This window comes from Azospirillum humicireducens, from assembly GCF_001639105.2.
GTDB classification, from domain to species: Bacteria; Pseudomonadota; Alphaproteobacteria; order Azospirillales; family Azospirillaceae; genus Azospirillum; species Azospirillum humicireducens.
This window is the reverse complement of sequence record NZ_CP015285.1, coordinates 3,099,831-3,124,964: the sequence shown is the minus strand read 5'-3', so window position 1 is coordinate 3,124,964 and position 25,134 is coordinate 3,099,831. Positions and strand designations below refer to the sequence as shown.

Annotated in this window: 19 protein-coding genes; 7 read left to right on the top strand and 12 right to left on the bottom strand. The window is 67.8% G+C overall.

Annotation, left to right across the window (positions count from 1 at the left end):
• Positions 1 to 109: 109 nt before the first annotated feature.
• From btsR to A6A40_RS14485, 4 genes are all read right to left on the bottom strand, one after another.
• Entirely contained in the window at positions 110 to 829 is a 720-nt protein-coding gene (gene btsR / locus A6A40_RS14500; RefSeq protein WP_108546677.1) for a two-component system response regulator BtsR, read from the bottom strand.
• A 25-nt stretch (positions 830 to 854) separates the two neighbouring features.
• Positions 855 to 2,558, bottom strand: coding sequence for a sensor histidine kinase (locus tag A6A40_RS14495; RefSeq protein ID WP_063636313.1), 1,704 nt, complete (start codon positions 2,556 to 2,558; stop codon positions 855 to 857).
• A 116-nt stretch (positions 2,559 to 2,674) separates the two neighbouring features.
• The gene (locus tag A6A40_RS14490) at positions 2,675 to 3,487 is read right to left on the bottom strand and encodes a polysaccharide deacetylase family protein (protein WP_063636000.1); all 813 of its coding nucleotides are present in this window, start codon (positions 3,485 to 3,487) and stop codon (positions 2,675 to 2,677) included.
• A gap of 136 nt (positions 3,488 to 3,623) precedes the next feature.
• Positions 3,624 to 5,147 (bottom strand): malonate--CoA ligase, encoded by a 1,524-nt coding sequence (locus A6A40_RS14485; RefSeq protein WP_063635999.1) that lies wholly within the window; start codon positions 5,145 to 5,147, stop codon positions 3,624 to 3,626.
• Between the two features lie 363 nt (positions 5,148 to 5,510).
• Between A6A40_RS14485 and A6A40_RS14480 the strand changes: the two genes are divergently transcribed.
• Together A6A40_RS14480 and A6A40_RS14475 are read left to right on the top strand one after the other, a co-directional pair.
• Positions 5,511 to 8,510 carry a LodA/GoxA family CTQ-dependent oxidase gene (locus A6A40_RS14480; protein WP_063635998.1) on the top strand — a complete coding sequence of 1,000 codons (3,000 nt, stop codon included), beginning with the start codon at positions 5,511 to 5,513 and terminating at the stop codon, positions 8,508 to 8,510.
• The gene (locus A6A40_RS14475) at positions 8,507 to 9,622 is read left to right on the top strand and encodes an NAD(P)/FAD-dependent oxidoreductase (protein ID WP_063635997.1); all 1,116 of its coding nucleotides are present in this window, start codon (positions 8,507 to 8,509) and stop codon (positions 9,620 to 9,622) included. Before A6A40_RS14480 ends, A6A40_RS14475 begins: the two co-directional genes overlap by 4 nt.
• Before the next feature lie 4 nt (positions 9,623 to 9,626).
• On the opposite strand, the gene A6A40_RS14470 is transcribed toward A6A40_RS14475, so the two are convergent.
• Together A6A40_RS14470 and A6A40_RS14465 are read right to left on the bottom strand one after the other, a co-directional pair.
• Positions 9,627 to 10,565, bottom strand: coding sequence for a ParB/RepB/Spo0J family partition protein (locus A6A40_RS14470; RefSeq protein WP_063635996.1), 939 nt, complete (start codon positions 10,563 to 10,565; stop codon positions 9,627 to 9,629).
• Entirely contained in the window at positions 10,555 to 11,568 is a 1,014-nt protein-coding gene (locus tag A6A40_RS14465; RefSeq protein WP_236783686.1) for an AAA family ATPase, read from the bottom strand. The genes A6A40_RS14470 and A6A40_RS14465 overlap by 11 nt, the downstream gene beginning before the upstream one ends.
• 1,173 nt (positions 11,569 to 12,741) lie before the next feature.
• On the opposite strand from A6A40_RS14465, the gene A6A40_RS14455 reads away from it, so the two are divergent.
• Positions 12,742 to 13,671 carry a replication protein RepA gene (locus A6A40_RS14455; RefSeq protein WP_063635994.1) on the top strand — a complete coding sequence of 310 codons (930 nt, stop codon included), beginning with the start codon at positions 12,742 to 12,744 and terminating at the stop codon, positions 13,669 to 13,671.
• A gap of 346 nt (positions 13,672 to 14,017) precedes the next feature.
• On the opposite strand, the gene A6A40_RS14450 is transcribed toward A6A40_RS14455, so the two are convergent.
• Positions 14,018 to 15,208 carry an HPP family protein gene (locus A6A40_RS14450; protein WP_063635993.1) on the bottom strand — a complete coding sequence of 397 codons (1,191 nt, stop codon included), beginning with the start codon at positions 15,206 to 15,208 and terminating at the stop codon, positions 14,018 to 14,020.
• 150 nt (positions 15,209 to 15,358) lie between these two features.
• On the opposite strand from A6A40_RS14450, the gene soxR reads away from it, so the two are divergent.
• Positions 15,359 to 15,814, top strand: a complete 456-nt coding sequence (gene soxR / locus A6A40_RS14445; RefSeq protein WP_063635992.1) for a redox-sensitive transcriptional activator SoxR — start codon at positions 15,359 to 15,361, stop codon at positions 15,812 to 15,814.
• A gap of 36 nt (positions 15,815 to 15,850) precedes the next feature.
• Here soxR and A6A40_RS14440 read toward each other — a convergent pair whose 3' ends face one another.
• Positions 15,851 to 16,588 (bottom strand): 2-keto-4-pentenoate hydratase, encoded by a 738-nt coding sequence (locus A6A40_RS14440; RefSeq protein ID WP_063635991.1) that lies wholly within the window; start codon positions 16,586 to 16,588, stop codon positions 15,851 to 15,853.
• 218 nt (positions 16,589 to 16,806) lie between these two features.
• Positions 16,807 to 17,745, bottom strand: a complete 939-nt coding sequence (locus A6A40_RS14435; RefSeq protein WP_063635990.1) for a 2-hydroxyacid dehydrogenase — start codon at positions 17,743 to 17,745, stop codon at positions 16,807 to 16,809.
• A gap of 34 nt (positions 17,746 to 17,779) precedes the next feature.
• Here A6A40_RS14435 and A6A40_RS32300 point away from each other — a divergent pair, with 34 nt between their 5' ends.
• Positions 17,780 to 18,085 (top strand): hypothetical protein, encoded by a 306-nt coding sequence (locus tag A6A40_RS32300; RefSeq protein WP_158279290.1) that lies wholly within the window; start codon positions 17,780 to 17,782, stop codon positions 18,083 to 18,085.
• A 13-nt stretch (positions 18,086 to 18,098) separates the two neighbouring features.
• Here the strand turns inward: A6A40_RS32300 and A6A40_RS14420 are convergent, their stop codons facing one another.
• From A6A40_RS14420 to A6A40_RS14410, 3 genes are all read right to left on the bottom strand, one after another.
• Positions 18,099 to 18,785 (bottom strand): TetR/AcrR family transcriptional regulator, encoded by a 687-nt coding sequence (locus A6A40_RS14420; protein WP_063635988.1) that lies wholly within the window; start codon positions 18,783 to 18,785, stop codon positions 18,099 to 18,101.
• Between the two features lie 151 nt (positions 18,786 to 18,936).
• On the bottom strand, positions 18,937 to 19,770 hold the full coding sequence (locus tag A6A40_RS14415) for a universal stress protein (RefSeq protein ID WP_063635987.1): 834 nt from the start codon (positions 19,768 to 19,770) through the stop codon (positions 18,937 to 18,939).
• A gap of 96 nt (positions 19,771 to 19,866) precedes the next feature.
• A complete protein-coding gene (locus A6A40_RS14410; protein ID WP_063635986.1) occupies positions 19,867 to 20,565 on the bottom strand; it encodes a TetR/AcrR family transcriptional regulator in 699 nt (232 codons plus the stop codon).
• Between the two features lie 160 nt (positions 20,566 to 20,725).
• On the opposite strand from A6A40_RS14410, the gene A6A40_RS14405 reads away from it, so the two are divergent.
• Together A6A40_RS14405 and A6A40_RS14400 are read left to right on the top strand one after the other, a co-directional pair.
• Positions 20,726 to 21,922 (top strand): efflux RND transporter periplasmic adaptor subunit, encoded by a 1,197-nt coding sequence (locus A6A40_RS14405; protein ID WP_063635985.1) that lies wholly within the window; start codon positions 20,726 to 20,728, stop codon positions 21,920 to 21,922.
• Positions 21,923 to 21,952: 30 nt separating this feature from the next.
• The gene (locus tag A6A40_RS14400) at positions 21,953 to 25,096 is read left to right on the top strand and encodes an efflux RND transporter permease subunit (RefSeq protein WP_063635984.1); all 3,144 of its coding nucleotides are present in this window, start codon (positions 21,953 to 21,955) and stop codon (positions 25,094 to 25,096) included.
• The last annotated feature ends 38 nt before the right edge of the window (positions 25,097 to 25,134 follow it).

Below are 25,134 nucleotides of genomic sequence, written 5' to 3'. Positions count from 1 at the left end.
CGTTCGCAGTATGGCGGACCGATGGCGCGTCAGGTCGGAGTGACCCCGCTGCGGATCTCCACCCGGTTGGCAAGGCGGCCGCCGGTCTTCCGAGACCGGACGATACGGCTCACCCCATTCCCAGCCGTTCCTTCAGCGGCCCCAGGAAGCGCCGGCTGACCGGCACGGTGTGGCCGCCGGTGGTCAGGATCTCCGCCAGACCGCCGTCGACGAAATGGATCTCGCGGATGCGTTCCGGGTTGACCAGGAACTGGCGGTGGCAGCGGAACAGCTGGCTCTTTTCTTGGATGGTATGGAGCGTCAGTTCGGTGAAGCGCTCCTGCCCGTCCTCCCCCACCACATAGACGCCGGCCGGACGGGAGACGACATACTCGACGTCGGCCAGTTTCATCAGGGTGATGCGGTTGACCCCGGTGCAGGGGATATGGCGCAGTTCGGCCGCTCCCGGCAGGACGCCGACCTCCTGCGGGGCATGCTGGCGGCGCAGCCGCTGCAGGGTCTTGGCCAGCCGCGCCGGGTCGGCCGGCTTCAGCAGATAGTCGAAGGCATGCTCCTCGAAGGCCTTGACCGCATACTCGTCATGAGCGGTCAGGAAGACGATGCGCGGCATGCGGTCAGGGTCGAGCATGCTCAGCATCTCCAGCCCGCTGACCCGCGGCATCTGGATGTCGAGGAACACGACGTCGGGCGACTGCCGGTTGATGGCACCGATCGCCTCGATGGCGTTGGCGCATTCGCCGACGACGCGGATGTCGGCGGCCTCCTCCAGCATCCGGCGCAGTTCCTCCCGCGCCAGCGGCTCGTCGTCGACGATCAGGATGTTCATCATGGGCGGGCCATCGGGCGGTGGGCCATCATGCGGGCACGGTCTCTTCGATGGGCAAGGGCAGGCGCAGGGTGACGCGGGTGAAGACATCGGGGTCGCAGGCGATGGAGACGCCATACGCCTCACCGTAGCGGTTGCGGATGCGGCGGTCGACGATGGTCATGCCCAACCCGTCGCCGCCCGGCTTGGCCTCGTAAAGCCCGGCATTGTCCTCCACCGACAGCAGCAGGTCGCCGCCCTCCCGCTTCGCCGCGATGCGGACATGGCCGTCGCCCAGCAGCTGCGCGGTGCCATGCTTGATCGCGTTCTCCACCAGGGGCTGGAGCGAGAAGGCCGGCATCGCCGCATGGCGCAGATCGTCCGGCACCTCGATCTCCACCGCCAGCCGCCCGGTGAAGCGCGCCAGCTCGATCTGCAGGTAGGCGCTGACATGCTCGATCTCGTCGGCCAGCGTCGCCGTCTCGCTGGGGCGCTTCAGGTTCTTGCGGAAGAAGGTGGACAGGTTCTGCACCAGCTGGCGCGCCCGCTCCGGGTCGTTGCGGATGACGGCGGAGATGGTGTTCAACGCGTTGAACAGGAAATGCGGGTTCACCTGCGCGTGCAGCAGCTTGATCTCCGACTGCGCCAGCAGGGCCTTCTGCTGCTCGTAGCGGCCGGCCAGGATCTGGTTGGACAGCAGCCGGGCGATGCCCTCGCCAAGCGTCCGGTTGATGGTGGAGAAGATCTTGGTCTTCGGCTCGTACAGCTTGATGGTGCCGATCACCCCGCCATCCTCGCCGACCAGCGGGATGACCAGCGCCGCCCCCAGCCGGCAGGTCGGACTGATCGAGCAGCGATAGGCGACCTCGTTGCCGTCGGCGTAGATGACCTGATTGTTGGCGATGGCCTGATGGGTCTGGCGCGAGCTGATCGGCGTGCCCGGCAGATGGTGGTCGTCGCCGATGCCGATGAAGGCCAGCAGCTTCTCGCGGTCGGTGATGGCGACGGCGCCGACGCCGGTCTCCTCATAGATGATGCGGGCGACGCGGGTGCTGTTCTCGCTGTTGAAGCCGCCGCGCAGCACGCCGTCGCAGCGCGCGGCGATCTTCAGCGCCTTGGCGGAAAAGGCGCTGGACTGCTTCTCGTCCAGGACGCGGCGCTCCAGCAGGATGCGCATGAACAGCGCCGCCCCCAGCGTGTTGGCGACGATCATCGGGGCTGCCACCACCTCGACCAGATGCACCGCCGCCTCGAACGGCCGCGCCACCGCCAGGATGATCAGCATCTGCACCACCTCCGCCACGAAGGTGACGGCACCGACGCGCAGCGGGTTGAACAGCGGCTCGATCCGGCCCTGGCGCACCATGTGGCGATGGACCAGCCCACCGATCAGCCCCTCCGCCATGGTGGAGATGGCGCAGGCCAGCGCCGACATGCCGCCCAGCGAATAGCGGTGCATGCCGCCGGTCAGCCCGACGGCCAGCCCCACCGACGGCCCGCCGAAGATGCCGCCCAGCACCGCGCCGATGGCGCGGGTGTTGGCGATGCTGTCGTCGATGTGCAGGCCGAAATAAGTGCCCATGATGCAGAAGATCGAGAAGATCACGTAGCAGGCCAGCTTGTGCGGCCAGCGCACCGTCACATGGGTCAGCGGCAGGAACAGCGGCGTCCGGCTCAGCAGATAAGCGATCACCAGATAGACGCACATCTGCTGAAGCAGGGAGAGGATCAGGGTGAAGGGTTCGACAGGCATGGCGGCATTCCCGGCAGCCGCCGCGGACATCGGGCGCTGCTCCGCCGCCATCCTACATCAGCATGCCGTCGCCGCCGATGGGACATCCTTGCATCCCCGGCGATGGGCGGCGGCGATCACCGCCGACGCGGAGCCGGATGCAGCAGCGCCAGCGACGGAGTGACCGCCTGCCGCATCGCCGCCTCCCATTCGGTCATGGTGACGAAGCGGTATCCCCGCCGCTCCCCCTCCTCCAGGATTGCCGGCAGCGCGGCAACGGAAGCGGCCTTGGTGCTGTGCATCAGCAGGATGGCGCCAGGAGTCAGCCGCTCGACGATGCGGCGCCGGATGATGTCGGGACCGGTGTCCTTCCAGTCCTGGCTGTCGGCGGTCCACAGCACCGTCGCCATGCCATGGCTGCGCGCCAATGCCGCCAGCGCGTCGTCGACATCGCCGTAGGGCGGCCGGAACCATGCGGCCTTCACGCCGACCGAGGCCAGCGCCGCTTCCGCCTGCGCAAGGTTCCATTCGCGCTGGGCCGGCTTCAGGTCGGTGGTCATCGGATGGGTCTGGGTATGGCTGCCGACCTCGTTGCCCGACGCCGCGACCAGCCGGGCGATGTCGCGATGGGCCGGGATCTTGGCGCCGATATAGAAGAAGGTCGCCCTGGCCCCATGCGCCCGCAGGATGTCGAGGATGCGCGGGTCGTTGTCGTCCGGCCCGTCATCGATGGTCAGCGCCACCAGCTTGGTCCCCGGCAGCGTCAGATCCACCTGGCCGAGATCGAGGTCGGACCCCGGAATCAGATGCTCCGTCACGAAGGGTGCCGCTCCATGGGTGGCGGCATAGCTGCGCGGCCCGGCCATGGCGGAGGCGGCCAAGGTGGAGACGGCCAAGGCCGACACCAGCCCAAGCAGCAGGACGGCGCGGCGGAGAAGGGGGATCATCATCGCAAGGCACGCAGGGGCAGGTCGGGGGCCCTCTACTCCTTCCTAAAGGGGCAGGGCGGGCAGATGCGCGAGCTTTGCTCCCGGCGGCGATGCTGGACAAGCGATTTGTTGGGGGCCGGTGCGGTCCCCCCCGCCCTCATCCTCCGAACAGCCCCCTGTACGTTTCGCGCAGCAGGTTTTTCTGCACCTTGCCCATGGCGTTGCGCGGCAGCTCCTCCACGAAGTCCACCGCCTTCGGCACCTTGAAGTTGGCGAGCTGCTCCTTGCAGGCACGGATCACCGCCGCCTCGTCGACAGCGTCCGAACCCGGCCGGCGCAGAACCACCGCCACCACCGCCTCGCCGAAGTCGGGATGGGGGACGCCGATCACCGCGGACTCCACCACGCCGTCGATGGCGTCGATCGCCGTCTCCACCTCCTTGGGGTAGACGTTGAAACCGCCGGAGATCACCAGATCCTTGGCGCGGCCGATGATGTGGACATAACCGCGCCCGTCGATCCGGCCGACATCGCCGGTGATGAACCAGCCGCCGGGGCGGAACTCCTGGGCCGTCTTCTCGGGCATGCGCCAGTAACCGGAAAAGACGTTCGGCCCCTTCACCTCCAGCACGCCGATGCCGCCATCCGCGACCGGTTCCCCCGTCTTCTCGTCCACCACCCGCACCGACACCTCGGGCAGGGGGAAGCCGACCGTGCCGGGGATGCGCTCGCCATCCAGCGGGTTGGAGGTGAGCATCCCGGTCTCGGTCATCCCATAGCGCTCCAGGATGGCGTGGCCGGTGCGCGCGCGGAACTCCCGGTGGGTGTCGGCCAGCAGCGGGGCGGAGCCGCTGATGAACAGCCGCATATGGGCCGCCGCCTCCGGCGTCAGGCGCGGGTCGGCCAGCAGGCGGGTGTAGAAGGTCGGCACCCCCATCATCACAGTGGCGCGCGGCAGCAGTCGGAAGACCGCATCGGCGTCGAATTTGGGCAGGAACAGCATGCCGGTGCCGTTCAGCAGCACGCAGTTGGTGGCGACGAACAGCCCGTGGGTATGAAAGATCGGCAGGGCATGCAGCAGCAGGTCGTCCGGCCGGAATCCCCAGATGCGGTGCAGGGTGGCGGCGTTGGAGGACAGGTTGCGGTGGCTCATCATCGCCCCCTTCGACCGCCCGGTGGTGCCGGAGGTGTAGAGGATCGCCGCCAGATCGTCCGCCGCGCACGGCACGGTCGCGAACTCCGCATCCAACCCCGCCGCCCGCTCCGGCAGGGTTCCATCCCCGTCGATGCCGAGCGTCAGCAGGGTCCCCACCCCGGCCGCCGCCGCGGTGTCGGCCAGTGCCGCCGCGCTGGCCGGCGTGCAAACGAAGATCCTCGGCTGCGCGTCGCCCAGGAAATAGCCGACCTCGGCCTTGGTATAGGCGGTGTTCAACGGCAGATAGGCCGCCCCGGCGCGCAGGCAGGCGAGATAGAGGAAGACCGCCTCCGCCGACTTATCGACCTGCACCGCGACACGGTCGCCCTTGGCGACACCCAGTCCCGCCAGCAGCCGGGCATAGCGTCCGCTGATCTCCTTCAGGTCGCGATAGCTGTAGCGCCGTCCCGACTCCAGCTCGATGAACGGGGCGTCGGCATCGGCGGGAAAACGTGCGGCAACGATGTCGAAGAAATTGTCGGTCATTCTCGGTCGGCCCCTGCGGAACGGTTCGCCCATCATACACCGGCGCGGGGCAGGCGGAATCCCCTCTCCTCCGAAGAGGGAGCCACGCGTCTGCGACGCATGACTGTGGGACGTCCCACATCGGCGTCTTCGGATCTGTCGGACGAATATCGGCAATCCCACTCAACCGCAACGGATGTCACTCCCAGCACCTCCTCCTTAACGCAAAAATGTTTGCATTGCAGATTATTTCCGGTGGAAACGCCTGGAGTGCTCGCGTAAGCACGACTCACATCACGCGAAATTCTATTCGTCAAAACCACTTTTCATCCAGGCATCCACCCTTCCCGGCACCCCCGCCGGACGATTCAGGAGACGGAGCGTATGACGGCCAAAGATCCCTCCCCGATTCCCCCCTGCTTCGACTGCGCGACCAACGCCACCCAGCGGCTGGACGAGATGTTCATCGCCATGGGCCAGATGAAGCGCATCGCGCTGGGCCAGACGCCGGCGGAACGCGCGGTGTTCCGCAAGCTGCACGGCGCCGCCCATGGCCGGCTGGTGATGGACCCGAACCGGCCGGACTCCCTGCGCGTCGGCGTCTTCGCCAGGGACGAGCTGCCGGCCTGGATGCGCTTTTCCAGCGACACCGGCCCGACCTCGCCGGATCTGGGATCGACGCTCGGCATCGGGCTGAAGGTCTGGGGCGTCGATGGCGTCAATGCGCTGGGTGAGACGGGCGACGTCGCCGACTTCATCATGCAGAACTTTCCCGTCTTCTTCGTCGATAACGCCGAGGAGATGTGCGAGTTCACCTATGCCGGCACGGTCCTGAAGGACTATCCCGGCTATCTCAAGAAGCACCCGAAGACCGACGGCATCCTGAACGCCATGTCGGCACAGGTGGACGGCAGCGTTCTGACCACCCAATATTGGGCGATCCTGCCCTTCGCCTTCGGCCCGGATCGCTACGCCAGATACTCGCTGGTGCCGGAAGCGCCGCCGCCGGGGCATCCGGCGGTCAACGTGCCGACCGACGACAAGAACTATCTCGCCACCGACCTCGCCAACCGGCTGCTGGAGAACGAATACCGCTTCACCTTCATGGTTCAGGTGGTTCCCAAGAGCGCCGGCTATCCGCTGGACAAGGCGACGGAGGAATGGCCGACCGACCAATACCCCTACCAGCCGGTGGCGACGCTGATCCTGCCGAAGCAGGATGTCTGCGCCCGCGGCCAGGGCGACTATGGGCAGGAGCTGGCCTTCAACATCTGGCGCACGCCGGTGGAGCTGGCGCCGCAGGGCAGCATCGCCGCGGTGCGCAAGGTCGTCTACAACCACGGCGCCGACGTCCGCCATCAGGCCAACGGCCAGCCGCTGCAACAGCCGACGGTGCCGCGCACCCAGGCGCCGCCGCTGCCGAAGGACGACTGCATCGTCAAGGCGGTGATCTACCCGCCCATCGGCATCGCCCGCATCGGCAACGCGCCGGAGGGCTATGTCGTCGGTCCCGAGGTGCCGAATCCGAAGCCGCTGATGGCCGGCGACGACCCGGCGCAGAACCCCTATCGTGACGCCAAGGGCCGGCTTCTGCCGCAGGCCGCGCGCTTCCGCATCTATGGCGTCAACGCCATGGGCCGGATCGTCCGCGAGCTGACCGCCGCCGACAGCGGCGCCGACATCACCTGGAAAGTCCATCTCGCCAACCAGAAATCGGCCTGGTACAGCTTCCAGCTGGCGCTCGACATTCCCGAAGCGGCCTCCGCCGATCCGACGACCCTGCGCAACCCGACCGTGACCGACCGCAAGGCGCTGGTTCTCGACGCCGGGGAGGAGACGATCCGCGCCGGCCACGGCAAGCAGAGCCGCAAGCTGGTCGCCGGCAAGTTCATGCACCAGGGCGAGCCGGTCTATCTCGGCCGCATGTGGTGCGAGGAGGGCGACCATCGCCTGCTGGTCACCGGCGGCCGCGGCTTCTCCTCGTCCTACAACGGCACCAAGGCGATCACCTTCGGCAACAACGAGGGCTGGCACGACGACACCTCGGACGGGCCGGTCGATGCGGTCGTCAAGCTGAACGGCATGGAGCTGCCGGTCACCCCCGCCTGGATCGTCGTGGCGCCGCCGAACTACGGGCCGCAGCGCAAGTCCGTCCGCACCATGTGGGACCTGATGCGCGACGTGGCGATCCAGGCCGGCACGCTGCCGAAGCCCACCCGCCCCTCCTTCACCCACGACATCTATCCGGTGTTCGAGCGGATGACCGGGCTGCAATGGGTCAATGCCGGGTTCGCCGCCGGGTTCGGCTGGAACTCCGCCAACGACTTCACCAAGCCGGACTGGATCGCGCGGCTGAACGACCGCAGCCTCGCCAACCAGGAAACCCGGCGGGTGCTGAAGAACTCCTTCCGCCATGACGATGTCGACAGCTGGTCGCCGATGCCCTGGCCCTGGGTCTATGGCGACGCGATGAACATTCCGCCGGCCCAGACGCCGCGCCAATACACCTCGCTGACCCAGACCCAGCTGGAGTTCCTCGACCAGTGGGTCGCCGGCGATTTCGACGACGACTGGGGCAAGGTCCCGGTCTACACCGAGTTCGATCAGGTGCCGCTGGACCAGCAGGGCGAGGTGCTGACCCGCGCCGCGCTGGACTTCTGCCTGGCCGACGCCTTCCATCCCGGCTGCGAGATGACCTGGCCGGTCCGCGCCTCCACCATGTATATGGAGCCCTTCCGCTTCGCCCATGCGCCCAAGGGCTGGGTGGAGCCGGGCATGGGCGCCATCCTGTCCAGCGACACCGTGACGATTCCCAACGGCCCGCTCTATGGCCAGCTTCCCGGCGGCATCACCCGCTGGATGGCGGTGCCGTGGCAGACCGACACCGGCAGCTGCCGCTCCGGCTACGATCCCGGCTACGACCCCAACGTCCCGACCTTCTGGCCGGCCCGCGTGCCGAACGAGGTGCTGACCCGCGAGAACTACGAGATCGTGATGGACGCGGCCCAGCCGGCCCAGGTGCGTCTGGCCGCCTTCGCCAACCGCGCCGCCTGGGTGGCGCCGCTGGGCACCACCAGCTACACCGACCAGATCAACAACATGATCCATCACTTCGACCATCTCGGCGTGGTGGAGGTCAATCCCGGCCCGACCGATCCCGAAGGCGCCAAGCTGTTCCCGCCGCTGATCGAGGTGGAGGACCAGCACATCCCCATCCCCGACGTGGACGACACGGTGGACACCAAGGCGGTCCGCACCGCCCACCGCACCCTGTCCAGCAAGGCGCCGGCCCCGTCGGGCGGCGGCGGCGGGCTGCGGACGACCCAGCCGGTCGACCTCAGCCGGATCGACAAGGTCCGCCGCTTCCCGCGCGGGCTGCGGTGATCCGGACAGGCGCGATCGAGGCGGATGCGGTTGTGGTGGGGGCAGGCCCCGCCGGGGCCGCCTTCGCCCTCAACCTCGCGCCGCTGCGCCGGGTGCTGGTGCTGGACCGGCGGGACGGCCTTGCCGTCCGCATCGGCGAATCGCTGGCCCCGGCCGCCCGCCGCCTGCTGACCGACATGGGGTTGTGGGAGGCTTTCCTGGCGGAAGGCCATTCCCCCTGCCATGGCGGCCGGTCGGTCTGGGGCGGTCCGCTGCCGGTCGAGGCCGACAATCTCCGCGACCTCGACGGGCCGGGCTGGCACCTCGACCGTGGCCGCTTCGACGGATGGCTGCGCCGGGTGGCGGTGTCGCGCGGTGCGGCGCTGCTGGTCCCGGCCCAGCCCTTGTCGGTGGACAGGGCAGGGGAGGGCTGGCTGCTGGAGGTGGAAACCGCCGGCCGCCGCCTTCCCGTGCGTGCCCGCCTGCTGGTCGATGCCGGCGGGCGCGGCTCGCCGCTGGCGAAGCGGCTCGGCGCCCGGCGGACGGTGTCGGACCGGCTGGTCTGCGGCTGGGTCCATGGGATGGACGCCCCCGGCCGCCAGTCCGGCCTGACCTGGATCGAGGCGGAACCGGACGGCTGGTGGTACAGCGCCCCGCTGCCCGCGGGCCGCCGGGTCGTCGCCTTCCACACCGACGCCGACCTGCCCGCCGCTGCCGATGCCCGCGACACCGCATCGCTGCTGCGCCGGCTGCCCGGCTGTCCCGTGCTTTCGAATTCGCTGCGCGCCTGCGGCTTCACGCCGGACGGGCAGGGGGAGGGGAGAGGCGGCTTCTGCGCCGCCCACAGCAGCACGCTGTCACCCGCCTCCGGCGAGGGCTGGCTGGCGGTCGGCGACGCCGCCCTGGGCTTCGACCCGCTGTCGTCGCAGGGCATCTTCAACGCGCTCTACACCGGCCTCGCCGCGGCGGAGGCCGCCGACCGACATCTGTCCGGCGACCCCAGCGCGCTGCCCGGTTACGCCGCCGGCCTCGCTCCGATCCGCGACGCCTACCGCGCCCATCTGCACGGCTGGTACGGGCTGGAGCGCCGCTGGCGGGACCGCCCGTTCTGGAGCCGCCGACTGGCGGCTTGAGCGGTCAGGCCCCGTCTTCCGTCCCTTGGAGGATCGCATCGATCTCCGCGCGCAGCCGCATCAGCCGGTCGCGGTTGTCCGGATCGAGGTAGCGGCGCTGCTCTCGCACCACGGCGACATCGCGCATGATCCGCTTCACGCTGGCCTGCAGCGAGCGCATCGCCTCCTTCGGTCCGGGCTCCGGCGCCGCGGCGGTCTCGGCAGCCTCTCCCGCAACAGCCCCCTGGGCATGCTCGCGCTTGGCCTGCCGCACCGCCTTGACGCTCGCCCCTTCCTTGGCGCGCTCCCACAGCTCGGCGCGGAGCTCCGCCGGAGCGGCGGCGATCTCGATCATGACGGAGCGCGAGACATGGGCGAACGCCGTCGCATACTCCTCCCGCATCTCCGCCGGCAGGCTCATGATCGCCAGCAGCTTGGTCACGTCGGTGCGGTCGCGCCCGACCACGGCGGCCAGCTCGTCATGGGTGTAGCCGTGCTTGTCGATGAGCCGGGCCAGCGCCGCCGCATACTCCACCGCATTCAAATCGACACGCTGGACATTGTCGATCAGCCCGATCTCGTCCGGATCGCCGGAGGTCAGGATGGCGAAGACCGTCTTGCGCCCAAGCATCTCGTGTGCGCGAACGCGGCGCTCGCCACCGATCAGCAGATAGTCGCCCTGGGGCAGCGGGCGGACCAGGATCGGGTTCTGCAGCCCGTGCCGCTCGATGGAGGATGCCAGGCTGCGCAGTTCCGCCTCGTCGAAATGGCGGCGCGGTTGGTCGGGGTTGCGGTGAACACGGTCAAGGTCCAGTTCCACCACATGCGGGAAGCCGGCCGAGGTGCCGAACAGCCGGTCGCTGCCCACCGTCAGCCCACCCGGCATGGCGCCCGCCGCGACGCCGCCCGGCTCGCCGGCACCGCCCAGAAGCTCGCGGGTCTTGCGTTCGAACTTACGCGACATGGCCGGTCTCCCGGTTCTGGGCATAGGCGCGGATCTGGCGCGCCACCTCGCGGAAGGTCTCGGCCCCCGGCGCCTTGGGATCGCCGGCCAGCGTGATCATGCCGGCCGCCGCCGCCTTGCCATAGACGGTGGCGCGCGGGATGGGTTCGAAGACCGGCACCTGATCGGCGTAGGATTCCATCAGCTCCTGCAGCGTGGCGCGGTCCTGGGTCAGCCGGTCGTTGTACATGGTCGGGATGATGCCGGCGATGCGCAGGGTCGGGTTCACCCGGCGGCGGATGCGGCCAATGGTGTCGACCAGCCGTTTGACGCCCAGCAGGGCGAGCGCCTCCGTCTGCACCGGCACCACCACCAGTTCCGCCGCCGACAGCGCGTTGGCAGTGACCAGCCCCAGGTTGGGCGCGCAGTCCATCACCACGAAATCATAGGCATGCCGCACCTCGTCCAGCTTTTCCCGCAGGATCAGCCCGCCGGTGGAATCCGCCGCCAGCTCCACGTCGGCGTCGGCCAGCGACAGTCCGGCGGGCGCCAGATCAAGCCCGCGCTCCGCCGTCGGCATGATGACGGAGGTCAGCGGCTCTTCCGACCTCAGCACGTAGTAGAGGGTCTTGCGCTGCTGCTCCAGCGCGACGATGGCGGCGTTGCCGATGCCGACATGGACGGTGGCGTTGCTCTGCGAATCGCAGTCGATCAGCAGGACCCGCGCGCCCCCTTCGGTCAGGGCATAGGCGAGGTTGACGGCGGTCGCGGTCTTGCCGACGCCGCCCTTCTGGTTGGCGACCGCCAGATATGTGGCGGCGCGGGGGCGCTCGTCCGCCTTGTGGCGGGTCAGGAAATCGACCAGCTGCTGCGGGATCCGTTCCGCCCCGCTTTCCCAGCGGCTGATCCGCGCCTTGGTATAGCTGCGGCCAAGCTGCGCATTCAGCCATTCGGCGAACTGCGTCTGGTTCTCGCCGCGACGCTCGCGCAGCTGGCGCATCTCGTCGCCCGCAATCGACAGCATTCCCGTCATTCCCCCTCAACTGCGGCCCCGATATGGACGGCCATCCGGGCGGCCGGAGTCTGAGCAAGTTGCCGGAACTTTGTCAATGGAGGGCGCAGCGAGTTGCCACAACAATTGCCCCGGCATGGCCGCCACCGCCGGTCATACGGTAAAGACGCGGCGGATTTCGGCAAAGCGTTCCCCCGCGCACAGGTCGATGCGTGCCAATGCCATCTCCATCTTGATGGACGCGGTCTCCACCCCCGATCCGCCCCTCGGAAGTGGTCATCGCATCCTGCGCCATGTTCCCCGCCAAGCCGGCCCGGTTGGCAATCGACTCCGCTGCCGCCGAACGGCTCTGCGGAACAGGCCCGCCTGAACCTTGGTGACGCCCAATGGCGTCAGGCCGGGCGGCAAGTGTCTGGACTTTGAACTTTGGTGACGCTGCCATCCGAGCCGACTCGGCATGACTCCTGAACTTTGGTGACGCCGCCGGCGTGCGGCTTTGAACTTTGGTGACGCTGAGGGTCCGGAATCGACTCGACCGGGCGTTTGAACTTTGGTGACGCATCGGCGGGAAAGGGGGCGAAGAACGGCCGCGAAACCCGGAAAGCCTATCCCCGCTCCTCTGTCCGTCATTCCCGCGAAGGCGGGAACCCAGCCGACTCGGTCGGTTTCCATACCGCGCTCCCTGGCTCCCCACCTCTGCGGGGATGACGGGTAAGCCATTGAATTCAAACATTGTATCAATGATGGGCGAACAGCCGACCATCCGATGGCCGCCAACCAGGGCCCCGCAAGGCCGCCTCCCTTACCCGCTGGATTCCTTGAACTTTGGTGACGCCTGCCGCGATCCTGCCCGACCGGTTCACCCCGACTCGCCTGTGCAGGCGTCACCAAGGTTCAAACACACACGCTCCCGCACACCACGATTCGTCCACAGGCACTCCGGTTTTCCCCATGAACTCTGGTGACGCTTTCCTTGAACTGTGGTGACGCGACTCGGACTTATCCCCTGAACCTTGGTGACGAATCTAATAGCTGGTTCCAAATAGCTTCCAATTAGCCTGCGTCACCAAGGTTCAAATTGCCTTCGGCACGATCCGGGGTGTTGTATCTGGCAGGTTCGGTCATCCGGCGGTCACAGGACGGTCATAGGGGCCAGGAGCGGGTGACCAGGAGCGGGAGAGCGGCATGGGCAGCATTCATCGTTTGATCGAGACACATGGGCGCGACGGCGCACTGGCCCTCGTTTCGGACGAGGAACGGCCGCTGATCGACATCGCCGCCGCAGTCCAGGCTGCGGAGAACGGGAAGCTCGGCATCACCTATGCCGGATTCTGCCAGACGGCGCTGCCCCACCGCCAGCTTCCCGACGATCAGCATTGGGAACGGCCGGGCCACAAGGTCAAACTGGTGATCCAGCCAGGCGTGATCGAGGACCGCAACGGTGTCACCCGCCGAATCGGCGTGCCCTATGGCAGCCGGGCACGGATGATCCTGCTCTATCTCCAGACCCGCGCGATCCAGACCGGCAATCCGGAGGTGGAGCTTGGCGGCTCGATGCATGATTGGCTGAAGCGGATGGACATTCCGATCTGCGGCAAGGCCTATCGCGACGTCGAGGATCAGGCGGCACGCCTGTCCGCCTGCCATCTCACCTTCTTCACCGACGCCGACGGCGGCCGGCGGCAGAGCAAGGAATCGATCGTCGCCGACGCCATCCAGTTGCGCCGGCCAGACGACCGCCAGGGAACCCTCTTCACCGAGACGGTGCGCCTCAGCGACAGCTTCTTCAAGGCGCTGCGCGAACATCCGGTTCCGGTGGCGGAAGAAGCGCTGAAGGCGATCAGCGGCAAGTCGATGGCGCTCGACGTCTATATCTGGCTGGCTTACCGCCTGCATTCGCTGGAAAAGCCGACGCCGATCACCTGGGCGGCGCTGCACGGCCAGTTCGGCGCCGGCTACGCCCTGGTCCGCCAGTTCAAGACCAAGTTCATCCCGAATCTGAAATACGCCATGGCCGCCTATCCCGACGCCCGCGTCGAGGAGTCGGGCGAAGGTCTGATCCTCTACCCCTCGCGCCCGCCGATCAACGAGCGGGTGATGGCGCGCATCGCCTGATTGCAGGGCTGAACTTTGGTGACGGTGTGCATCCTCGGTCTTGAACTCTGGTGACGCAATACTGACCGCGATGCCCGTCACCAGAGTTCAGAGCCCCAACAGTCAGGCATCCGCGGATTTAATACCCACGCTTAACCATTTCTCGGGTTTGTGATAGGAAAAATAGCCTGTCAGAGAATCCGGGAGACCGCGTGTGTCCAGCGATGTTCCATCGCCGTCCCCCCTGTCGCCGTACGATTCTCCTCGCGATGAGTTGAACCACGAAACAGGTCCGAATTCCTGTTTCACCCTGTTTCAAACGTTCCATGCCCTCTCCGTCTTGGAGGCGGCGAAGGGAGAACGGGTGCTACGCCCGGCCACCGGAGACATCCCGCACATGGCCGCGCGGCAACGCTCCGTTCAGCCCATCCACCCCGGTCTGAACAGCACGGGCAAGAGCGGTACGGGCCAACACCACCAGCAGGTCGGTCTGGGTGACCATTCCAAGGACGCAGCGGTTCTGGTCAACGATCACCACGTCATGGGTACGCCCGTCCGACAGGCGGCCAAGCAGGCGGAAGACCGGTGTATCCGGCAGTTCGACCGTTGCCGGAGCCATCACGCTGTCGACGCGGGCGCCGCTGCGGCCGGTATGGCCGTGCGACAGCTGCTCGTGTCCGACGATGCCGACGACGGCGTTCCGGACATCCACCACCGGCAGGGTGCGGAATCCATGCTCCAGCAGCCGGGCGCGTGCCACCTGCGTGTGGGTGTCCGGCGTGACCGAGACGACGTCGCGGGACATGATGTCCCGGCAACTGATGTCGGCATGCAGCCGTTCCAGCGCATGCAGCTCGGCATTGACCAGCAGGGCGCTCAGGTCCTCGCGGCTGACGTCCAGCGTCTCGGCCAGCCGGCGCAGCGCCACGTCCATGTCGCTCTGGGTCAGGCCGGGGCGCAGCTGCGGTGGCGGATCGCCGGTGCGGTGGGTGTTCACCGCCTTGTGGGGATAGCGGTGGCCGGACAGCCGGTGGAACATCAGCCCGGCGGTCAGCAGCAGGATGGAGTTCACCGCGACGGGGAAGAAGGCGAACTTGATGCCCATCTCCGTCACCGCCGGTCCGCCCAGCACCGCGGTCAGGGCGGCGGCTCCGCCCGGCGGGTGGAGGCAGCGGGTCAGCGACATGGTGGCGATGGCCAGCGCCACCGCGGCGGCCCCGGCCAGCATCGGGTCGGGAATGATGGCGGCGACCAGCACCCCGACGACGGCCGACAGCGTGTTGCCGCCGACGATCGACCAGGGCTGCGCCAGCGGGCTGGCCGGCACGGCGAACAGCAACACCGCCGACGCCCCCATCGGCGCCACCAGCACCGGCGCGCTGGACATGTAGGCCAGCATGTTGCGGCAGAGCAGCCCTGTCGCGGCGATGCCCAGCAGCGCGCCGCAGCAGGCGATCATGCGGTCGCGCAGCGTGGCGCCGGGCAGGATCGGCCGGAACACAAGCTCCCCCAATCCCGCCAGCCGCTTGCGCAGGGCAGCGAACTTTCCCCTTGTCATTCGGTCCCCATCCCCCTGATTACGCACTCGGCAATCTGCCTGTTTCATTGGCAAAGTGGGGGCAGGCTAAAACCTCAACAGAACTTGAGGTCAAGCGGAAAGCACGCCAGACTGGCGGGACAGAGGGTTGCGGAAACCGGGAGGGGCCGAATGTTGTCGCCGGAAGAGTATGACAAGGATCTGACGGTGGGCGAGGTCGCACGCCGGTCCGGCGTGGCGGTCTCGACCATCCATTTCTACGAGGCGCAGGGGCTGATACGCAGCTGGCGCAATGCCGGCAACCAGCGCCGCTTCTCCCGCGACGTGCTGCGTCGGGTGGCGGTGATCAAGGTGGCGCAACGGCTGGGCATCTCGCTTGCCTCCATCGCCGACGCGCTGAACGCGCTTCCGGACGACCGCACCCCCACCACCGCCGACTGGCAACGGATGTCGGAGCGCTGGCGGCAGGAGCTGGACGAGCGCATCGTCAAGCTGACCAAGCTGCGCGACAATCTGGATGGCTGTATCGGCTGCGGCTGCCTGTCGATCCGCGACTGTCCCCTGCGCAACCCGTGGGACGAGCTGGGGGATGGCGGCGCCGGGCCGCGCCTGCTGGATCCCGCATGAGGGGAACCGACAGGCGCGGCGGCACCTCCTGTGCCGTCAGTCGACCTTCAGCGTCAGCGTGCCCATGGTGCCGTAGCGGGCGACCGACCGGCTGCCCGGCTGGACGAAGACGGTGCCGGTGCAGGAGCCGGTGGTCACCACCTCGCCGGCATGCAGGCCGCCGAAGCTGCGGGTGCCGACATTGGCCATCCACACCAGCAGCCGCACCGGGTCGCCGGCGCTGTTGCCGCCGACCGTTTCCACCTTCGTCTCTCCGTCGACCTCCAGCGTCACCGACTCCTTCAGCGGGTCGAGGGCGCGCCAGTCGGCGATGGCCGGGCCGACGATCAGCGCACCATGGTTGAACTGGTCCGCCATGTGGCTGAGCCGGTCCTGGCTGCCGAAGCCGGTGAAGCGGGTGTCGACGATCTCCCAGGCCGGATGGACCGAATCAACGGCATCCAGAACCTCCTCCCGCGTATAGGGCTGCTCGCGCGCCGGCAGATCACGGGCGAAGCGGTAGGCGATCTCCGCCTCCACCCCGATGACCTGGAACAGGTTGGCCGGCAGATGGTCGGCGCCCTCGAAGACGGTGGCGGCGTTGATCGGCGCGCGGAAGGGCTCTGCTTCCGGGGTGGCGGCGCCGACCTTCCAGGCGGTGACGGGGCCCAGGCGGCGGGCGACGGCGTCCTGGATCGCATAGGCCTCCGCCTCGTCGGCGGGGCGGCGGTCCAGCCCGGTCAGCCATTTGCGGGTCTCGCGCGCCGCGATCAGGGCCTCGACGGTATCGGTCATGATGACAGGTCTCTATGGTGGAGGGGAAAGGGAATGGGCGCCGCAGGAATTGCGGACGACCAGCCGGCTCGGCAGGATGATCCGCTCGGGCCAGCGATGCGGCGCAGGCGGGCAGCCTCCAGCCCCAGCGCCACCTCATCGTTGTAGCACAGGGCCGCCGTCGGAGCTTGCGGCCGATTGGGCAGATCGTGCGGCGGCTTGGTCACGACGGCGGGATCTCATACCACGGCGGTCGGCAGCGGCCGGCCGGCGAAGAAGGCGTCCAGATTGTCCAACACCAGTTGGCCCATCGCCGTACGTGTCTCCACCGTGGCGCTGGCCTGATGCGGCTGCAGGACGACGGTGTCGAGGCCGTGGAATCCCTCCGGCACGTTGGGCTCATCGGCGAAGACGTCCAGTCCGGCCCCGCCCAGCCGGCCTTCGGTCAATGCGGCCAGCAGCTCCGGCTCGTCCACGACGCTGCCGCGGGCGACGTTGACCAGGATGCCGTCGGGGCCCAGCGCGTCCAGCACGGCGCGTCCGACCATGTTGCGGGCGTCCGGCCCGGCCGACGCCGCCACCACCAGCATGTCGCTCTCCCGTGCCAGATCGACAGGCGAGGCGACGAAGCGGTAGGGCACGCCGTCGCGCGGCTTGCGGTTGGTATAGGCGATGGTCATGCCGAAGGCTTCCGCGCGCTTTGCGATGGCCTCGCCGATGCGGCCCAGCCCCAGAATGCCCAGCCGCTTGCCGCTGACCTTGCGGGCGAGCGGCAGCTTGCCCGTCGGCCATCGTCCGGCGCGGACGAAGCGGTCTCCCACCGTCATGCGGCGCGAAGCGGCGATCAGCAGCCCGATGGCGAGATCCGCCACGTCGTCGGTCAGCACGTCGGGCGTGTTGGTGACGCGCACGCCGCGGCCGCGACAATGCTCCAGGTCGACCGCATCGGTGCCGACGCCGTTGATGGCGACGATCCCCAGCTTGGGCAGGGCATCGACCACCGTGTTCTTCACGCCGGTTCCGCCGCCGGTGACGACGGCACGCACCCGGTCGGCCAGTTCGGCGATCAGTCGGCCGCGGTCGGGTGCCGCCGACAGGCGGTGGACGGTATAGGCCGCGTCCAGCGCCTGTTCGATGGCGGGCATCATGGGTTCGACGAGGAGGATTTCTGGCTTCATCACGACTGTCCTTGGTGGAACGAGAGGTCCTGGAGTGAGCCAAAATCTGGCCGAGGAAGCTCCGTGTCCGCTCCGATTTCGGGGCGGTGAGGACCTCCTCCGGCGTGTTTTGCTCGACGATTTCGTCGAGGTCCATGAAGATCACGCGGTTGGCGACCGACTTGGCGAATTCGATCTCGGTCTGGGGCTATGGCTGGGGTCGGTGGTGATGATGTTCGGTTGCGTGGTGGCCCTGGTCTATGGCGTCGATGCCGATGGCAAGGGGCTTGAGGAGATCGCTGCACCACTGAACAAGGCCGACCGCAACCGCGCGGTAGGGGAGGCGGCGGAGACGATCTGACCGCAGCCGTGTCTCATCCGGGATTGGTGGTTCCCGATGCATGGGCGCCGCTCAGGAACAGCCGCACCGCCTGCCGGACATAGCGGTCGAGGTTGGGGATGGTCGGCGCGCTCTGTGGCAGGATCAGGCGGCGCATCAGCAGGTTGCCGGTGACCATGCCGAGGAAGGCCTGGGCGGCTACGGCCGGATCCTCGATCTTCAGGGTGCCGCTGTCCGACAGGCGTTGCAGATACTCGGCAAGGCGGCGGATGGCGTTTTCCGGGCCGATGCGGAAGAAGGCCTCGGCGATGTCCGGCACGCGGTCGCCTTCGGAGATCAGGATGCGGACGGTGCCGGTCGTCTCCTCGTTCAGCAGGGCCTTGACCAGATGCAGGGCGAAGGCGGTCAGCCCGGCCTCCGGCGTGACGCGGTCGTCCGCCTGGGCCGGGGCGAGGCCGGCGAGGATCATGGCGTTGTCCTCCTCCATGATCGCGCGGAACAAGCCTTCCTTGTCGCCGAAATGCTCGTACAGCGTGGCGCGGGAACCGCCGGCCACCGCGATGATGTCGCTGAGCGTCGTCTTCTCGAATCCTTTTTCGATGAACAGCCGCCGCGCGGCGGTCAGGATCGCCTGCCGGCGCGCCAGTCCGCGCGGTCCGCAGGTGGCAGGTCCGGCAATGGTTCCGGCGGCGGCATCGGCCTTGTGACTGCTGTTCGTCATGATGCGCTTCCCTCCGCCGCGGCGGTTCCCGCGTCCGGTTCGATTGTTCGTTCCACGCCGATGCGCGTGCGCCACTGTAGAATGTCTGCACCGGGAGGGGAGCCAGGCGCGACCTGCAGTAAAGACACAGGGCAAGCCCCCTCCGGCAATGTCATCGCGACAGCAGGATCGGCGTGTTCGCCTTGGCCAGAACGGTCCGGGTCGTCCCGCCGAAGACGAACTCGCTGATCCGCGGCCGGCCATAGGCGCCGATCACCAGCAGATCGGCATCGACCTCGCGCGCATGGTCCAGCAGCACGGTGCCGGCATCGGTGCCGGAACGCTGCTCAAGCACCACCTCGACCCCGTTGCGGGCCAGGTGGCGGGACATGTCGGCCCCCGGATCGCCGCCGAGCAAGCCGTTCGGCCGTGCTTCTGGCACCACGACCAGATGAACCACCTCCGCCGCGATCAGGAAGGGCATGGAGAGCGCGATGGCCGTCGCCGCCTCTCGGCTGCCGTTCCAGCCGACAACGATGCGCCGGCCGATACGGTGCGACGGCCAGCCAGCCGGCAGAAGCAGGGTGGGCCGGCCGGAGGCGAAGATCACATCCTCCGACAGGCTGAGCAGCCGTGCCGGCCGGGCCGGCCGCAGCGGCGGCCCGACGATGGCGAGGCTGGCATGGCGCGCATGGAGCATCAACGTCTCGCCATCCTCATGATTGGACAGGCGCCATTCGCCGCTGACGCCGGTGTCGGCGACGATGCGTTCGAACAGCGTCCGCGATTCCGTCGCCGCGTGGCGGGTGGCGGTCTGATGCCGGCGCAGCATCGCTTCCAGTCCACCGCCGCGGGCGAAGCTGCTGCCGGGCGTCAGTTCCAACCGGTTGGCGACGAAGGTGGCGATCAGGTGGGCCTGCCAGCTTCGCGCCAGGGCGGCGGCATAGGCGAGCCGTCCGGCCCGCTCCTCATCAGCCTCGATGAAAACGACGATGTCCTTTGGCATTCCCGAGGGTATTCTGGGGGACGTTCCGGGGGGCATTTCGCGAGCCTCTTGCTTGGCGGTTCGTTGGGAAGCGTGATCGATCGGGTTGCGGTTCCGTCAGGAGGCGTCCCGGGGCGGGGCGGTGCCGCGCAGGAACAGGCTGACGCTGGCTCGCACATAGGCCTCCACCGCCGGCATATCGACCGGCCGGTCGGGCAGGATCAACCGCTCCATCAGGAGGTTGCCGGTCACCATGCCGCAGAAGGACTGTGCCGCCACATCGGCGTCGGCAACGCGGATCCGTCCAGCCGCGGCCAGTTCGCGCAGACAGCCGGCCATCCGGTCGCGGATGCGTTCCGGACCGACGCGGACGAAGGTTTCGGCGAGGTCGGGAATGCGGGCGCCTTCGGAAATCAGGGTGCGCAGGATCGCCGTCGTCTGCTGTTCCGTCAGCGCATGCATGATATGCAGGGCAATGCGGACCAGCCGCTCCTCCGGATCGACACTCTGCTCCGAAACGCTGCCGGTGGGGCCATCGAAGGCGAGGGTGTCCGGTGCCATGCCGTCCAGCACCCGGGCGCAATATTCATCCATCATGGCGCGAAACAGGCCGTCCTTGTCGCCGAAATGGGCATAGAGAGTCGTGCGCGATCCGCCGGCGACCCGCAATATGTCGCTGAGCGACGTTCCGGCATAACCCTTCTCGACGAACAGCGCCGCCGCGGCATCCAGCAGCGCCCGGCAGCGCGCGTGTCCCCGCGCGCCCGTTCCGGCACCGTAGTCCACCCCCTTTTCATCCAGCCCCGTATCGGGCATTGCGGAACCCCCTTGCGCGCTGCAGCGTTCTGAATGTATCGTCTGGTACAGTGTACTGTATGAGACAGTACTAAGCAACGGGGATGTGCCGGTCCATCCGCAGCCCGGCCTTAGCAGGGAGACGGGACCGCAGACACGCGGCGCCGAGACGAGGAAAGAGATGTTCAGATCCAACTCATTCATGACGTTGGCCGCGGCTGCTGCGATGGTCGCGGTGCTCGCCGGTTGCAACCAGCAGAAGCAGGCGGCCGGCCAGCCCCAGGCCGGCGGTCCGCCGGAGGTGTCGGTCATCACCATCGGGCCGCAGCGCCTGACCGTGGCGACCGAGCTGCCAGGCCGCACTGCCGCCTATCGGGTGGCTGAAATCCGCCCGCAGGTCAGCGGCATCGTGCTGAAGCGCCTGTTCCGCGAGGGCAGCGACGTCAAGGCCGGCGACCAGCTCTACCAGATCGACCCCGCCACCTACGAAGCGTCGCTGGCGAGCGCCCAGGCCGACGTGCAGAAGGCCGAGGCGAACCTCCAGGCTGCACGCAACAAGGCGGCGCGCTATAGCGATCTGGTCAAGAACAGCGTGGTCAGCAAGCAGGACTTCGACGATGTCCAGGCATCGCTGAAGCAGAACGAGGCGCAGGTCGCCTCCGCCAAGGCCGCCTACAACCTTGCCAGCATCAATCTGAATTACACCAAGGTCTTCGCCCCGATCTCCGGCCGCATCGGCAAGTCGGCGGTGACGGAAGGCGCCCTGGTCACCTCCAACCAGGCGACGGCGCTGGCGACCATTCAGCAGTTCGATCCGATCTATGTCGACGTGACGCAGACCGCCTCGCAGCTGATGAAGCTGCGCGACGATATGGCGAGCGGTCGCATCCGCCCGGCGGAGCCCGGCAAGATTCCGGTGACGCTGTTCCTGAACAGCAACGGCGACGACACCCCCTATCCGGCGAAGGGTGAACTCCAGTTCTCCGATGTGACGGTGGATGCGGGCACCAGTTCCGTCCAGCTGCGCGCGGTCTTCCCCAACCAGAACAGGGAGCTGCTGCCCGGCCTTTTCGTCCGCGCCCGCGTCGAGCAGGGCGTCGCCGAGAACGCCATCACGGTCCCGCAGGCGGCTGTGACCCGCGGACCGGACGGCACCGCCCGCGTCTGGGTGGTGGGTGCCGACAACAAGGTGGCCCAGCGCACCATCAAGACCGAACGGGCGGTCGGCAATGTCTGGCTGGTGTCGGACGGTCTGGCGGCGGGCGACCGGGTGGTCGTCGAAGGCTTGCAGAAGGTCAAGCCGGGTGCCGAGGTGAAGCCGGTGCCGGCCCAGAACGCCCTCGCCGCGCTGCCTGAAAAGGCTGCTTCGGCCCGCTGATCCAGGACACCGTCCGCAGGAACCGCTCCCATGTCCAAATTCTTCATCGACCGGCCGGTCTTCGCCTGGGTCATCGCCATCGTCATCATGATGGCCGGCGCCCTGGCGATCCTGCAACTGCCCGTCGAACAATATCCGAAGATCGCACCGCCGACGGTGTCGATCACCGCCAGCTATCCCGGCGCTTCGGCCAAGACGCTGGAGGACACGGTCACCCAGGTCATCGAACAGAAGATGACCGGGCTCGACCATTTCCGCTACATGTCCTCCAACAGCGACTCCTCCGGCAACGTCACCATCACGCTGACCTTCGAGCCGGAGGCCAATCCCGACATCGCCCAGGTCCAGGTGCAGAATAAGCTGCAGCTGGCGACTCCCCTGCTGCCGCAGGAAGTCCAGCAGCGCGGCATTCAGGTGTCGAAGGCCGGCAACGACTTCCTGCTGGTGGTCGGTTTCGTGTCGAGTGACGGGCGCCTCAGCCAGGGCGACATCTCCGACTACGTCACCTCCAATCTGCAGGACACGCTGAGCCGCGTCGAAGGTGTCGGCGACATCACCGTCTTCGGTCCGCAGCATGCCATGCGCATCTGGCTCGATCCCGACGCGCTGAACAACTTCGCGCTGACGACCACCGACGTCTCCAACGCGGTCAAGACCCAGAACGCCCAGGTATCCGCCGGCCAGCTCGGCGGCGCGCCGGCGGTGCCGGGCCAGCAGATCAACGCCACCATCAGCGCCCAGTCGCGCCTGCAGACGCCCGAGCAGTTCGGCGCCATTCTTCTGCGCGTCAACCCCGACGGATCCCAGGTGCGGCTGCGCGACGTGGCGCGGATCGAGATCGGGTCCGAAACCTACGAGATCAACGCCGCCTATAACGGCAAGCCGGCGGCGGGCATCGGCATCAAGCTGGCGACCGGCGCCAACGCGCTCGACACTGCCGCCGCGGTCAAGGCGCGGGTGGCGGAACTGCAGCCCTTCTTCCCGGAGGGCATCGAGGTCATCTATCCTTTCGACACGACCCCCTTCGTTCAGCTGTCGATCGAAGAGGTGATCAAGACGCTGTTCGAGGCCATCGTCCTCGTCTTCGTCGTGATGTATCTGTTCCTGCAGAATTTCCGCGCGACGCTGATCCCGACCATCGCCGTGCCGGTGGTGCTGCTCGGTACTTTCGGCGTGCTGTCGCTCTTCGGCTTCTCGATCAACGTGCTGACGATGTTCGGCATGGTGCTGGCCATCGGCCTGCTGGTGGACGACGCCATCGTCGTCGTCGAGAACGTCGAGCGCGTGATGAGCGAGGAGGGGCTGCCCCCGCGCGAGGCGACGCGCAAGTCGATGGACCAGATCACCGGCGCACTGGTCGGCATCGCGCTGGTGCTGTCGGCGGTGTTCGTGCCGATGGCCTTCTTCGGCGGGTCGGCCGGCGCCATCTACCGCCAGTTCTCGCTGACCATCGTATCGGCGATGGCGCTGTCGGTGCTGGTCGCCCTGGTGCTGACGCCGGCGCTCTGCGCCACCATCCTGAAGCCCGTCGCAGTCGGTCATGGGCATGCGAAGAGGGGTTTCTTCGGCCTGTTCAACCGTGGCTTCGACGCCAGCAGCCGGGTCTATGTCCGCGGCGTGCGCGGTGCGGTGAACCGGCTGGGCCGCTATTTCGTCGCCTATCTGCTGATCCTCGGCGGGCTGGGCTACCTGTTCCTGCAGATGCCGTCCTCCTTCCTGCCGACGGAGGACCGCGGCCAGCTGTTCGTGCTGTGGTCGGCCCCGCCGAACGCCAGCGCGGAGCGCACGGCAGAGACAGCCAAGGCTGTCACCACCTATCTCCTGGAACAGGAGAAGGACAGCGTCGAGGGCCTGTTCTCCATCGTCGGCTTCAACTTCTCAGGCCGCGGCCAGAATGCGGGCATGGCCTTCGTCCGGCTGAAGGACTGGAGCGAGCGTCCCCTGCCGTCGCAGAAGCCGCAGGCCATCGCGGGCCGGGCGATGGGGGCGCTGTCGCGGCTGAAGGATGCGGTGGTCTTCGCCTTCCTGCCGCCGTCGGTCCCCGGCCTCGGCAACGCCACCGGTTTCGATCTGCAGCTGGTCGACCGCGGCGGATTGGGTCATGACCGGCTGATGCAGGCGCGCAACCAGCTGCTGGGCATGGCGGCGCAGAACCCGAAGCTGGTCGGCGTCCGCCCCAATGGCCTGGAGGACACGCCGCAGTTCAAGCTGGATGTCGACCGCGAGAAGGCGAGCGCGCTCGGCCTGTCGCTCAGCGACATCAACACGACGCTGTCGGCGGCCTGGGGCTCGTCCTACGTCAACGACTTCATCGACCAGGGCCGGGTGAAGAAGGTCTATCTGCAGGCCGACGCGCCCTACCGCATGCAGCCGAGCGACATCGACCGCTGGTACGTGCGCAATTCCAGCAACCAGATGGTCCCCTTCTCCGCCTTCACGACGGCGCAGTGGATCTACGGTTCGCCGAAGCTGGAGCGCTACAATGGCTCGGCGTCGATCAACATCCAGGGGGCTCCCGCGCCGGGCATCAGCTCGGGCGAGGCGATGGCCGAGATGGAGGCGATGATGCAGAAGCTGCCTCCGGGCATCGGCTACGAGTGGACCGGCCTGTCCTACGAGGAGCGGCTGAGCGGCTCGCAGGCGCCGGCGCTCTATGCCCTGTCGATGATCTTCGTCTTCCTCTGCCTGGCGGCACTCTATGAGAGCTGGTCGGTGCCGGTGTCGGTCATCCTGGTGGTGCCGCTGGGCGTCATCGGCGCGGTCGTCGCGGCAACGCTGCGCAGCCTGCCGAGCGACGTCTACTTCCAGGTCGGCCTGCTGACAACCATCGGACTGTCGGCGAAGAACGCCATCCTGATCGTGGAGTTCGCCAAGTCGCTCTACGACCAGGGCATGGAGCTGAAGGACGCGGCGGTCGAGGCCTGCCGTCAGCGTCTGCGGCCGATCATCATGACGTCGCTGGCCTTCATCCTCGGCGTTCTGCCGCTGGCGATCAGCACCGGCGCCGGGTCGGAAAGCCAGAACGCCATCGGTGTCGGCGTGATGGGCGGCATGATCTCCGCCACCGTGCTGGCGATCCTGTTCGTGCCGGTCTTCTTCGTCGCGGTCTACCGTCTGTTCGTCCGCCGCCGTCCCAACCAGGGGGCGGTGCCGCACCCGGCGGCAGGGGACTGAGCGGGCAGGCTCCCGCCCTAGAAACGCAAAAACGCCGG